A 12,564-nucleotide genomic window follows, 5' to 3' on the forward strand; every position below is an offset into this window, starting at 1 on the left:
CCGACCCCCTCCGCCTCACTCCGTTCGGCACCTCCCCTTAGGGGAGGCAATCCATATTAGACGCGATTTGGTATTAGCATACGGTTTCATCGCGGTCTGATGCGGGGTACCGAGAAATTCAAAGGCGGGAGAAATAAGCGAGAACCCCCTCGGAGAGGGGGTTCCCTTATCGTTTGAATCCCTTTTGAAACTCAGGGATTTTCGCTTCTGGTGGAGCTAATGGGATTCGAACCCACGACCTCTTGAATGCCATTCAAGCGCTCTCCCAACTGAGCTATAGCCCCATGACAAACAGAAGTATTATACAGACACCTCCTGGTCTTGTCAAGGAAAATCCCCCGCGGACCGCGCGCTTCAAGTTTTGAAAGCGAATTTCGCGTTCAGCGCAGGAGGGGAGTTCGGCTCCGGAGGAATGGCTGACCGTTCGACAAGCCGGCGACCCCCTGACGATTTCGTCAAAGCGACGTGCCGACCACCTCGCCCGTGAGGCCCGGCACGGAGGCCGTCTCGCTCTCCGAAGCGTCCTTCTGCCAGAGGATGGCGACGCCCGCCCACGTCATGGCCAGGGCCATCAGAGGGTTCAGCCAGTTCATGAAGCAGTAGGGCAGGTAGTCCAGCGTCGCCACGCCCAACACGGAGCTGACGTAGACGCCGCAGGTGTTCCATGGCACCAGCACCGAGGTCATGGTCCCGCTGTCCTCCAGGGAGCGGGACAGCATGGTGGGGGCCAGCCTGCGGCCGTTCCACGTGCGCTCCTCAAAGGCGCGACGGAACATGCGGCCCGGCACGATGATGGACAGGTATTGTTCGCTGAGGAAGACGTTGGAGAGGAAGGCGGAAGCCAGCACCGAGGCCACCATGCCAAACACGGACCGTACGTGGCGCATCAGGGCCTCCAGGATCACGTCCAGAAACCCGCAGACCTCCATGATGCCCCCCAGCGAGAGGGCCACGACGATGAGGCAGATGGTCTCCAGCATGGAGGTCATGCCGCCGCGGGTGAAGAGTTGGGTCAGGAGGTGCCCCATCGAGGAGAACACCTCCGGGTCCACGGAGAGCGCCGGGGACCCGGAGAGGAAGATGGAGCTGAAGGCCTGCGTCATCGCCGCGATGGCCTCCGGCGTGTCGGCGGCGGCGAACCGGCCTAGGTGCGCCGGCTCATAGCCGGAGAAGAGGACCATCAGCGCGTCGTGGGCCGAGGACCCGTTGGCCAGCGACAGGACGATCCCCCCCAGGATGCCCGCCACGATGCCCGGAATGGCGGGGACCTTGAAAAAGGCCATGACCAGGATGATCAGGGGCGGGATGAAGGCCCAGAAGGAGATGGAGAACTCCGCGCGCATCATGTCCTGGATCAGGAGGATGCGGCCGCCGTCCGAGCCCTGCGCGGAACTCCCCATAAAGAGCGAGATCACGAGGGTGATGAGGAGCGTCGGCAGCGTGGTCCACATCATGGCTCCAACGTGGTCGAACAGGTTGCTGCCGGAGACCGCCGGGGCCAGGTTCGTCGTGTCCGAGAGGGGGGAGAGCTTGTCTCCGAAGTAGGCCCCCGATATGACGAAGCCGGCCGTGACGGGAAGCGGCAGGCCGAGGCCTGCGCTGATGCCGATGAGGGCCACGCCGACGGTGCTGCTGGTGGTCCAGCAGCAGCCCGTAGCCAGGGCCACCACCACGCTGATCAGGAGCGACGCGCAGTAGAAGAACCGCGGGCTCATCACCCCGAGGCCGTAATAGATCATCGTGGCGACGACGCCGCTCTGAATCCAGCAGCCCACGAGGCAGCCCACGAGGACGAGGATCAGGATGGCCTGAATGGAGACCTGAATGGCGTTGCAGATGCCGCGCTCCAGGTCCACCCACGAGCACCTGAGCCACGACAGGCCCACCGCCGCGGCAAAGACCGCCGCGAAGAGGAGGGGGACCTGTGCGGGAAGCCTCAGCCCCAGATGAGCGCCCGACTCGAGCTCCACGTCGACGACGCCCAGGGTGACGATCAGCGCGCAGCAAAGCAGCACGAAAAGAGATAGGACAAGACCCGGTTTACGAGACAATTGCATCCCGACATTCCCCCCACACCAAAGATCTGCTGTCGTTTTTTTACCGTGTGTTGAGGCTTCGACTATTCCCGGACAGGGTCCTTTAGCGCGAGAGGAATGATTTTGCGTATTGGTCTTCCCCGGCTTACTTCGAAGTCAGGTGCATTGTAAAACATTCTGGTGAAAATGCAAGAGGGAAAACGCAGCGCCGGCCCCTGCGGCCGAGGAGCGCAGGGGCTTCGCAGGTCGACAAAAAAGGCCCGCCCCGGTCAAGGGGCAGGGCCTCCTTTGTCCCTTTGCACAAAAATGCATGAAAGCCGCACGTTACGCCGACCGCAGGAGCTCCTCCGCCGGGGCCGCCCGCCCCAGGGCGAGCGAGCGCGGCACGTTCAGCACGCGCTGGTTGTCCGACCCGCGCCATGCCAGAGCCAGACTGCGCCGTGCCTGGATAAAGGGCCCGTCCACCAGCACGTCCAGGGCGCGCAGAAGCGCCTCCCAGTCCGGCCTCCCCGCCCTCAGGAGCGCCTCCAGGGTACAGCCCGTCCACGCCATGACGTGATACCCCCGCGCCCGCGCCGCGGCGGCGAGGGGAGCAAGGGCTGCCGCCTGACAGAAGGGCTCCCCGCCGCTCAGGCTCAGGCCGTCCAGCAGCGGGTTCGCCGTCAACCGCGCCAGGACCTCGCCGGACCGGATCGTCCGCCCCCCCTCGAAGGGCTGCGCCTCCGGGTTGTGGCACCCAGGGCAGCCGTGCGGGCACCCCTGCACGAAGACCGCGAGGCGCAGGCCCGGTCCATCCACGATGGAGTCCTCCACGATTCCCGCCAGCCGCAGTTCCGCCTCCAACCCCTCGGACGTCAGCGCGGGCATGGCTCCGGGCCCGCGTGCTTCACGCGGTCGTGTTCCTCCGCGCGCTTGGCGTCGTTGAAGCGCTCGAGCGTCCCCACGAGGTAGCCCGTGATGCGGCGGATGCGCTCGAAGGGCCGGCCTTCCTCCCGCCGGCCGCAGCCGGGGCAGACGTCGTCGATGACGCCCGTGTAGCCGCACACGGGGTCCCGGTCCAGCGGATGGTTGATGGCGCCGTAGCCGATGCCCGCCTCCTTCATGGCGCGCACCACCTTCTCGAACGCGGCCAGGTTCCGCGAGGGGTCGCCGTCCATCTCGATGTAGGTGATGTGCCCCGCGTTCGTCAGGGCGTGGTAGGGCGCCTCCAACCGTATCTTCTCGAAGGCGTTGAGCCGGTGGTACACGGGGACGTGAAAGCTGTTGGTGTAGTAGCCGCGGTCCGTGATGCCGGGGATGACCCCGAACCGTTCCCGGTCCAGGCGCAGGAAGCGCCCCGACAGTCCCTCGGCGGGCGTCGCCAGCAGCGTGAAGTTCAGCCCGTTTGCCTCCGAGGCCGCATCCATGCGCCGGCGCAGGCGCCGGACGATCTCAAGCCCAAGCTCCTGAGCCCTGGGGTCCTCGCCGTGGTGGGCGCCCGTCAGGCTCTTGAGGCACTCCGCCAGGCCGATGAAGCCCAGGGAGAGCGTCCCATGCCTCAGCACGGGGCGCACCTCGTCGTTCCAGCCCAGCGTCTCCGAGTCCAGCCACACGCCCTGTCCCATCAGGAAGGGGAAGTTCTTCACCCGCTTGCGCGACTGGATCTCCAACCGGTCCAGAAGCTGCTGGACCACGAGGTCTGCCATGGCGTCGAGCCGCCGGTAGAACTCATCGAGGTCCCCCTCGCTCAGGATCGCGAGCCGCGGCAGGTTGAGGCTGGTGAAGCTCAGGTTGCCCCGCCCCGTCACCGTCTCCCGGTCCCGGTCCGCCACGTTCCCGATGACGCGCGTGCGGCACCCCATGTAGGCGATCTCCGTGTCCGGGTTCCCCGGCCGGTAGTAGCTCAGGTTGAAGGGCGCGTCGATGAAGGCGAAGTTGGGGAACAGGCGTTTTGCGCTGACGCGGCAGGCCAGCTGAAACAGGTCGCCGTTCGGGTCCTCCGGGTTGAAGTTCACCCCCTCCTTCACCTTGAAGATGCTGACGGGAAAGATGGGCGTCTCGCCGTGCCCCAGGCCGGCCTCCGTCGCCAGGAGCAGGTTCCGCGTCACCATGCGGCCCTCCGGCGAGGTGTCCGTGCCGTAGTTCAGCGAGCTGAAGGGCACCTGCGCCCCCGCCCTGCTGTGCATGGTGTTCAGGTTGTGGACCAGCGCCTCCATGGCCTGATACGTCTCGCGCTCCACGTCCTGCCGCGCCTCTCGAAGCGCCGCCTCCTGGGCGCGCTCCACCGCCTCCTGCGGCACCCCAAGCTTCAGGAGCGCCTCCCGTTCCCGCGACTGACGCTCGTCGGTCGCCCCCATGCGGATGGGGCCGCCCTCCAGGCCGTCGAGGGCAGCGACCGCCCCGTCCTCTGCGGCTTCCCCGGCGAGAAGGCTCAGGGCGCGCAGGAGGTTCCGGCGGTAGGCCCTGGCGAAGGTGCGCGCCACGTAGGGTGCCATGTCGCAGTCGAAGGCGGGGATGCTCTGTCCGCCATGCTGGTCGTTCTGGTTCGCCTGAAGCGCGATGCAGGCCAACGCCGCGGCGCTTCGGATGCCGGAGGGCTCCCGCAGCGTGCCGTGCCCCGTGCCAAATCCTCCCTTGAAGAGCCGCTTCAGGCCGATCTGACAGCAGGTCGTCGTCAGGGTCAGGAAGTCCATGTCGTGGATGTGAACGTCCCCGCTGTGGTGCGCTTCGGCGTGCTCCGGCCTCAGGATGAAGATCTCGTTGAAGTGCTTCGCTCCCTCGGAGCCGTAGCGCAGCATCGTCCCCATGGCCGTGTCGCCGTCGATGTTGGCGTTCTCACGCTTCAGGTCGCTGTCCTGCGCGTCCCGGAACGTCAGCGCCTCGTAGACGTTCATCAGGTGGCTCTTCATCTCCCGCGCGCGGCTTCGGGACGCGCGATAGAGGATGTAGGCCTTGGCCGCTCTCGCGCGTCCGGACTCGATCAGCACCTCCTCCACGATGTCCTGAATCTCCTCCACCTGGGGCACGCCGCCCTGAAGCTTCTGCTCCATGTGGGCCACGACGCGCTCCGTCAGCGGCATGGCCTCCGTTCCAGGCTCCCCCACCGCCGCCAGGGCCCGTCCGATGGCCCCGGCTATCTTCTCAGCGTTGAAGGGCACCTCGCGCCCATCCCGCTTTCTGATCCTGGCGAACATCTTTCCCTGCCTCCTTAAAAAGAGCGCCCCCTCCGGGAGGTGGAGGGGGCAGGCGCTCGCGCCTGGACGCGAAAGGGCCGCGCGCCCCTCCCGTCGTCCGCAGGAGTTCGCGTTCATGGGCCCAGGCAGGTCTTCTGACTTGGGATCATCGGCGCCTCGTCCTTTCCGGATCGCTCCAGTGGACTTTCGAGGGGCCTCCCCGTTCACAGCGGCGGGACCGTTCAGGATTCGCACCTGCTTCCCTTTTGCCCGGCGCACACGCCGGAACCCGTGCCCATCTTCTTTTGAAAAATGCAGCCTCATTATACACCAGCCGAACGCCCTCCGAATTTGGAAGTGGATTCGCCGTCCACCGTCCCGGCTCGCGTGGCCGCCGCTGTGAGGCTCCAGTCGTCCCCAATGTGCACGCACCAGCCCCGTCGCTGATGGAACACCCCGTTGACGAAGGAAGGTGCGCTTTCCGTTGATCGAGTATACTTTACGAGGCGGCCGACGGCGCCTGGCCCGCAGGCTTGACCCTCCCCCGGCTGGAGGGCCTATGATGGGTCCTGTCGGAGGGTGAGGGGCGAAAACGCGAAGGGAGGAGGAATTTGATGAGCAACCTGCTGACGATCGGGGAGTTCTCCAGGGCGACGATGCTCTCGGTGAAGACGCTGCGCTTCTACGACGAAAGGGGCATCCTGAAGCCCGTCTGGGTGGACGAGACGACGGGGTATCGGCACTACTCCGCGGGGCAGTTCGTGGAGGCCCTGCGCATCCGACGACTGAGGGAGCTGGACGTGCCTCTGGAGGATATCCGCGCCTTCCTCGGCGCGCGGGACCCCGACGCGATCGCCGCCTTCCTGGCCCGACACCGTCAGGTGCTCCAGGAACGCCTGGAGAAGGGACATAGGGACCTGGAGCTCCTGGAAAAACTCACTTTGGAGAAGGAGGCGTTTTTCTTGTCCTACAAAGTTACGGTACGCGAGGTGGCGCCCGTGCGGGCGCTGACGCACCGCTGCATCGTCACGATGGAGAACCTGTCGGAGGAGAGTCATCGGGTCTTCACGGAGCTGTGGACCCACCTGGAGCGGCACGGCAGCGCCTACGGCGGGGAGTGCTTCGACATCTACTATGGGGAGGAGTTCGACCCGAACGACATCGACGTCGAGTACTGCCTGTCCTTCACGAACCCCGTCCCGGAAACGGACCGGCTGAAGGTCCGCACGGTGCCGGGCGGCCTGATGGCCTGCACCCTGCACAAGGGGCCCTACGATCAGTTGGAGGGCGCCTACACCGCGCTGCGGCACTGGATGGAGGAGAACGGCTACGAGCCCGTGGCCGGCTCCGACGGTGCGCGGAACGTCTACCTGAACAGCCCCCACGAGGTCCCGCCGGAGGAGCTGCGCACCGAGGTGCAGTGGCCGGTGCGAAAGGCCTAGCGCCCCGGATGCCTCGTCGGTCGGGCGGCGCGTCGCCGCGCGAGGCGCCGCCTCATGTCGTTGTCCAGGAGGGGCCTGAGCCTCTGATAGGGGGCCCTGGCAGGTCCCCCTACCTATTTGATGCTTCGCGTTCTCCCCGCACTGAGATCATGGGGCTCCATGCCATCGTCCTCCGTTTTTCGCGCCTGCGCCGGAGCGCCAGCGGCGCGAGGGCCGACAGTCCGAGAAGGCCGGAGACCCCGGCGTCGCATCCATTGCTTCCAAGGGCTCCGTCGTCGACGGAGAACTTCTCGATGTGCTCGTACTCGGTCCCGTCCATCCGCCACCGGAGCTTCATCCTGTGTCGCCCCCGCTCGGCGGTGAACTCGAACCGGACGCTCCAGCGGCCCCCGTACCGGCCGTCCTCGTACCCCTCGCGTTCGGGATAGAGGGTGCGGTCGTCGTAGAGCCCGGAGAACAGCCCGCGCCGCTCGATGATGAGCCGCACGGAATCGGGGTCGGGCTGCCGCTCGAACAGCGCGTTGGTCCGCATCTCGTCGCCGTCGTGCCGGGCGTCGCGCGTCACGCGCCAGCTGACCAGCCCGCCGCCGCCGAGGGGCGTCCCGTTTCCGCCCACCGACAGCGTCAGGACCGCGCGCTCGGGGTCGGCCTGATCGCTCCCGTTGGACGGGCGCCACGCCAGCCGCAGTTCTGCGTACCCCGGCTGTGCCGTGAACGACGCGCGGTACAGCCACTCGCCCGTTCCGCCCTCGACCGGCGTCAGGAACGCCGGGTTCAGCTCCCGCTCGCTCCACTCCCGGACGACCCCGCCGTCCCGGCCCAGAAGCGTCAGTGTCACGGACCCCTGACGGGGCCTCATGTCGGGCTTGAAGCGGGCCATCACCATCACATCCTGTCCTGCGCTGGGGCTCTGCGGACTCGCCGTGAACCCGATGAGAGCCGTCCTGTCCGGCTCCGCTGCTGCGTCCCGCGGGAATACGACCACCGAAGCCGAAGCGCAAACCGTCAGGATGAACGCCACAAACCACCTCATGATAAACCTCCTGTCCTTCTCCATCGTCGCCAACCGCTCCCCATACGGACTGCGGCGGTCGGCCCCCGTCGTCCATGCGAGTACTTTAACCCGAAAACGACTTCAGCACAAATGCGTTTGATGGGGACGGGAAGACGCGCCTGCCAAATCTCCGCGGAGGGCAAAAACGCCCCGCGCCCCTTCTCGAAAGACAACGGTGTTAAAATACCGGTGTCGCTTCAAGTTCATTTCTAAACGAGCCTGCCGCATGGGGGGCCATTCTTTAGTCTGCGAGGAGGCGGGCCATGCCGCACTTGATCGTCATCGAGGGCCACGAGGGGCAGCGGCGCCAGCTGGAGGAGACGCTGACGGCCCTGACGCGGGAGGACCGCCAGGTGTCGGGAAAGTTCGACGCCGACGGGACCTTCCCCGACTGGCGCGCCCTCCTGGAACGGGTGGGCAGCCGAGGGCTGTTCGCCGCGCGGGAGGCCGTCGTCGCGGAGGGGTGCGAGGCCCTGGGGGCCTTCCCCGACGGGCTGGCGGGTTCCCTGGAGGGGCCCGAAGCGGACGCCGTTATCGTCGCCACCTTCGGCGGGGAGGCCAGGAAGGTCTTTTCCAAAGAGGTGCTGGCCCTCAAGAAGGTCCGGTTTCTGAAGGCCGAGGCCTCCGTCCCCCCCTGGAAGCGGAAGGACTGGCTCCTGAAGCTGGCCCAGGAAAAGGGCTGGCGCCTGGCGCCGGACGCGGCTCTCCTCCTGGGGGAGTCCATCGAGTCCACGGAGGAGCTGCGGAGCGAGCTCGCCAAGCTGGCGCTCTACGCCGACGGGCGGGAGATCGCGCTGGCGGACGTCCGCGCCCTCTCCTTCGACGAGGGAGGGCGCGCGCTCCTGACGTTCCTGGACGGTGTGTGCGCGGGCAACGCCCAGGACGTGGCCCGCGCGCTGAGCCGCCTGTCGCGGGACCCTCTGCTGCCCGTCCTCACGGCGCTCTGCAACCGCCTGCGCCCGGCGCTCTACATCGCCTCCTTTCCGGGGAACGAGGCCCAGGCCGCGGCCGCCGCCGGCGCGAACCGGGAGTACGCGATGCGCATGGCGCGGGGGGGCCCTGCGCCTCTTCGGGGCGAAGGCCGTCAAGGACTTCATGCTGCGGGCCGTGCGGCTCTCCTTCGCGGAGAAGACCTCCGCCGCCCAGGGCTGGCCGGGCTTTGAGCTGATCGTCTGGGACCTGCTGGCGGGGAAAGCGGCAAGCCCCCAGGGGGCAGCCGCCCCCCGGCGCTGACGGCCCCCCGAGCGCAGTTCAAGCCTGCTCCGACGCGTGACGGCGCTTTTGCCCCGCTTTTATGCTACAATGTAACGAAGCGGGAGGCGGACGCCCCCCACGCGGTCAGCGAACCGCTCTCAACCTTACCGGTTTTCTGCGAAACGGAGGCGAAGTTCGATGGAAGTACGTTTTGTACAGCGTGGAACGGAGATCGACAGCAAGCTTCGGGACTACATGGACTCCAAGATGTCCAAGCTGGAGAAGTTCTTCGGCAAGATCCAGAACTGCCAGATCGTCGTCAGCCACCACAAGGGCAACTTCAACATTGAGACCACTGCGAACGCCAACGGGGTGATCCTCCGCGCCGAGGAGAACGCCACGGAGCCGCGCAGGGCCTTCGACCTGTCGCTGAAGAACCTGGAGCGCCGCATCAAGCGCTACAACTCCTACCTCAAGGACAAGGGGCAGTTCAAGGGCGGCGCCGACTTCTCCTTCAACCTGGAGGAGGGGCAGGAGCCTGTGGCCAGCGACGTGCCGGTGATCGAGAAGGTGAAGAAGGTCCCCGTCCAGCCCATGAGCCCTGAGGAAGCCGCCATGCAGATGGAGCTCGTCGGACACGCGTTCTTCATGTTCCAGAACGCGGAGACCGGCGACGTCAACGTCGTCTACAAGCGCCGGAGCAGCGACTACGGCCTGTTGGAGCCGGTGCGCTGAACCCGCCTTCACAATCTCACAATCGGAACAAAAGCGGGGCCGCGCGGCCCCGCTTTTTTCTGCACCTCTCGCTGAACGTCAACCCCCGCCGGCGTCCGCCCCGGACGGGTTAGAGCTCCAGCTCCGCGCCGACTCCGGCCCAGTCCACGTCCGGGTGCGCCCGCGCCAGGCGCGCGGCGGCCCGGAAGCCCGTGCAGTGGTTCAGGCGCCATCGCCTCACGCGCCACGACGCCATGAGCGCCACCCAATCCTCCACCTCGTCCGGCGCGAGGCTCATCATGTGCGCGCCGCCGGCCACCAGATCGAACTGCTCCACGCCGAAGAGGTCCCGGACGCGCGCGACGATGTTGGGCAGCGCCGCGTGGGCGCACCCCAAAAGCAGCGCCCACCCTCCGGATCCGCTGACGAGGAAGGACAGGTCGTCGGCGAAGGTGTCCGGTCGGACCGTCCCGTCCTCTCCGCGCTCGTACATGAGGCCGCGGGAGGCGTAGCGCGGGTCGCGGCCCTCAGGGGGGACGTCGAAGGCGAAGACGTCCGGCAGCAGCTCAACGGCCCCCTGAACCGGCCGCAGCGGCACCCCCCCGCAGCACAGCCCCGCCGGCGGGGCTCAGGTCCTGTCCCTCGAAGCGCTCCCTCACGGCCAGGGGCGAGGCAAAGACGCGGTCCCGAACCTGGGGTGCGGCCTCCAGAAGGGCGGGGAGGCCTCCCGCGTGGTCGTTGTGGCCGTGGCTCAGCGCCACGCAGTTCACCGACTCCGGCGAGAGTCCCAGGACCCGCATGTTGTTCAAGAGCGTGTGCCCCGTCTCCCCCGCGTCGATCAGGAGGCTGCCCGATGGCGTCTCCAGGAGGGCCGAATACCCCCACTCCCCCAGGAGCCCAATCTTGGGCGTCGTGACCCAGTTGTCCACAAGAACCGTCAGCTTCATCATGATGAAAAACCACCCTTGAAACAAATTTTTGCCTCCCCGAAGTGGGGGAGGGGTAGCGCTCCGGCAGCTGGTTGGGCGTCCTCAGGCCGGGTCACGGATGAGGTTCAGCAGCTCCTCCGCGGAGAGCTTCACGGCGCGGCCGCTGTCCTCCAGGAGCCCGTCGGCCAGGTCGCGCTTCCAGGCGTGCAGCGCCACGATCTTTTCTTCTATGGTGCCGCGGGCCACGATGCGGTACACCGTCACGGGTCGGGTCTGTCCGATGCGGTGGGCGCGGTCGGAGGCCTGTTCCTCCACGGCGGGGTTCCACCAGGGGTCCATGTGGATGACGCAGTCCGCCGCCGTCAGGTTCAGGCCCGTCCCGCCGGCCCTCAGGCTGATGAGGAAGCAGTCGCCCTCTCCCGCCTGGAAGGCCGCCACGCGCCGCCTCCGTTCCTCCGGGGGCGTCGAGCCGTCGAGGTACTGGAAGGGGATTCCCCGCTCCGTCAGCCAGTCCTTCAGGATGGCCAGGTGATCGACGAACTGGCTGAAGACCAGAGCCTTGTGCCCGCCGCCGCGCACCTCGCCCAGCAGGTCCGCGAAGGCCTCCAACTTCGCCGAGGGCATCTCCGCAGGGCTGCCCGCCAGGACCACGTTGCAGCAGGCGCGCCTGAGCTTCATCAGCGCCGCAAAGACGTGAATCTTCTCCGCAGGCCCCGGCCCCGCCGCGAAATCCTCGAGCGTCTTCCGCCTCAGCGCCTCGTAGAAGCTCCATTCCTTCTCGTTCAGGTCCACCGTCAGGGTGATCTCCGTCTTCTCTGGCAGCTCGCTCAGGACCTCGTCCTTGGTGCGCCGCAGGATGAAGGGGCGGATCATGCGCCGGAGCTGCTGCCGGGCCACCCGGTCCCCGTCCCGCTCGATGGGCACGGCGAAGCGGCGGCTGAAGCTCTCCGCCGACCCAAGGTAGCCCGGGTTCAGGAAGCGAAAGATGTTCCACAGCTCGCTCAGCTGGTTCTCGATGGGCGTCCCCGTCGTGGCCACGCGGAATCGGCCGTTGAGCTTCATCGCGGCCAGGGAGCGCTTGGCCCCCGTGTTCTTGATGGCCTGAGCCTCGTCCAGCACGACGACGTTCCACGGGACCTTCGACAGGCGGGCCCGCTCGCTCTGAAGGAGGCCGTAGCTCAGGACCAGGAGGTCCATGGGGACCAGGCCCGCCAGGACCTCGTCGCGGCCGGCCTGCTTCAGCTCCTTCACGTTCAGGGTCGGCGCGAAGCGCCGGGCCTCGTCCGCCCAGTTGGGGCAGACGGAGGTCGGGGCCACCACGAGGGAGGGGCCCTCCGGACCGCGCGCCACCAGCATGGCCAGCGTCTGGATCGTCTTGCCCAGGCCCATGTCGTCCGCCAGACAGGCCCCGGCGCCCCAGTGGGCCAGGCGCATAAGCCAGCGAAAGCCCTCCTGCTGATAGTCCCGAAGCTCGCCCCGCAGCGTGGCGGGCACCTTGGGCACGAGTTTCTGCGCCTCCTCGACGCGCCGACAGTCGGCCCGCCACTCCGGGTCCGCGTCCACCTGACCGGCCCCATCCAGGAGCTCCTCGGCAAGCCCCGCCGCCAGGGGCGGAAGCCGCACCTCCTCGCCCCGCATGTCGCCCAGCTTCACCAGGGCCTCCAGCCGACGCTTAAAGTCCTCCGCCAGGGGCAGGAACTCCCCGTTCCCCAGGTTCACGAAGCGGCCGTAGCCCTCCTGAAGCCCCTCGATGAGCCTCCCCATCTTCAAGACCATCCCCTCGTCAACCTGGACCTCGCCCGACAGGGCGAACCAGTCCTGAGAGCGCCGGAGGGAGGCCTTGAAGCTGCCGCCCTCCACGGAGCGTCCCACGAGCTTCATACTCTGCCCGTGCGGCCACTCCGTCGTGACGGCGTCGCCCAACTCGTCCACCTGGCTCAGGAACTCCAGCGCCAGGGCGGGGTCCATGAGGAGCCAGTGGGCCTCCCGCGTCTCCTCTCCCTGGGACAGGGCGGGGCAGGCCCTGAGGAAGGCGGCCAGTGC

10 protein-coding genes, 1 tRNA gene and 1 riboswitch are annotated in these 12,564 nt (G+C 67.3%); of the genes, 3 read left to right on the plus strand and 8 right to left on the minus strand.

Going from position 1 to position 12,564, the window contains the following annotated elements; translation table 11 throughout:
- Positions 1-208: 208 nt before the first annotated feature.
- The 4 genes from SY1_RS08720 to SY1_RS08735 form a co-directional block, all read right to left on the minus strand.
- A tRNA-Ala gene (locus SY1_RS08720) sits at positions 209-284 on the minus strand.
- Between the two features lie 171 nt (positions 285-455).
- Positions 456-2,015 (minus strand): Na+/H+ antiporter NhaC, encoded by a 1,560-nt coding sequence (gene nhaC / locus SY1_RS08725; protein WP_243440645.1) that lies wholly within the window; start codon positions 2,013-2,015, stop codon positions 456-458.
- Positions 2,016-2,360: 345 nt separating this feature from the next.
- Positions 2,361-2,903, minus strand: coding sequence for a 4Fe-4S single cluster domain-containing protein (locus SY1_RS08730; RefSeq protein ID WP_015556805.1), 543 nt, complete (start codon positions 2,901-2,903; stop codon positions 2,361-2,363).
- Entirely contained in the window at positions 2,891-5,209 is a 2,319-nt protein-coding gene (locus SY1_RS08735; RefSeq protein ID WP_015556806.1) for an anaerobic ribonucleoside triphosphate reductase, read from the minus strand. Before SY1_RS08735 ends, SY1_RS08730 begins: the two co-directional genes overlap by 13 nt.
- A 107-nt stretch (positions 5,210-5,316) precedes the next feature.
- Positions 5,317-5,496: riboswitch (cobalamin riboswitch) on the minus strand.
- Positions 5,497-5,802: 306 nt separating this feature from the next.
- Here SY1_RS08735 and SY1_RS08740 point away from each other — a divergent pair.
- Positions 5,803-6,630: a MerR family transcriptional regulator gene (locus tag SY1_RS08740; RefSeq protein ID WP_015556807.1), complete on the plus strand. Its 828-nt coding sequence runs from the start codon at positions 5,803-5,805 to the stop codon at positions 6,628-6,630.
- A 109-nt stretch (positions 6,631-6,739) separates the two neighbouring features.
- Here the strand turns inward: SY1_RS08740 and SY1_RS08745 are convergent, their stop codons facing one another.
- Entirely contained in the window at positions 6,740-7,663 is a 924-nt protein-coding gene (locus SY1_RS08745) for a hypothetical protein (RefSeq protein ID WP_208873488.1), read from the minus strand.
- 284 nt (positions 7,664-7,947) lie between these two features.
- Between SY1_RS08745 and SY1_RS08750 the strand changes: the two genes are divergently transcribed.
- Both SY1_RS08750 and hpf read left to right on the plus strand, forming a co-directional pair.
- Positions 7,948-8,847 (plus strand): DNA polymerase III subunit delta, encoded by a 900-nt coding sequence (locus SY1_RS08750; protein ID WP_015556809.1) that lies wholly within the window; start codon positions 7,948-7,950, stop codon positions 8,845-8,847.
- Positions 8,848-9,076: 229 nt separating this feature from the next.
- On the plus strand, positions 9,077-9,613 hold the full coding sequence (hpf, locus tag SY1_RS08755) for a ribosome hibernation-promoting factor, HPF/YfiA family (protein ID WP_015556810.1): 537 nt from the start codon (positions 9,077-9,079) through the stop codon (positions 9,611-9,613).
- A 109-nt stretch (positions 9,614-9,722) separates the two neighbouring features.
- On the opposite strand, the gene SY1_RS08760 is transcribed toward hpf, so the two are convergent.
- The 3 genes from SY1_RS08760 to SY1_RS12585 form a co-directional block, all read right to left on the minus strand.
- On the minus strand, positions 9,723-10,190 hold the full coding sequence (locus tag SY1_RS08760; protein WP_208873490.1) for an MBL fold metallo-hydrolase: 468 nt from the start codon (positions 10,188-10,190) through the stop codon (positions 9,723-9,725).
- Complete coding sequence (locus SY1_RS08765) at positions 10,159-10,542, minus strand: MBL fold metallo-hydrolase (RefSeq protein WP_208873491.1); 384 nt, start codon at positions 10,540-10,542, stop codon at positions 10,159-10,161. The genes SY1_RS08760 and SY1_RS08765 overlap by 32 nt, the downstream gene beginning before the upstream one ends.
- An 81-nt stretch (positions 10,543-10,623) precedes the next feature.
- The coding region (locus SY1_RS12585) for a DEAD/DEAH box helicase (protein WP_208873493.1) at positions 10,624-12,564 on the minus strand (1,941 nt) is incomplete at its 5' end.

The sequence above is a fragment of the Fretibacterium fastidiosum genome (genome assembly GCF_000210715.1).
Lineage (GTDB): Bacteria > Synergistota > Synergistia > Synergistales > Aminobacteriaceae > Fretibacterium > Fretibacterium fastidiosum.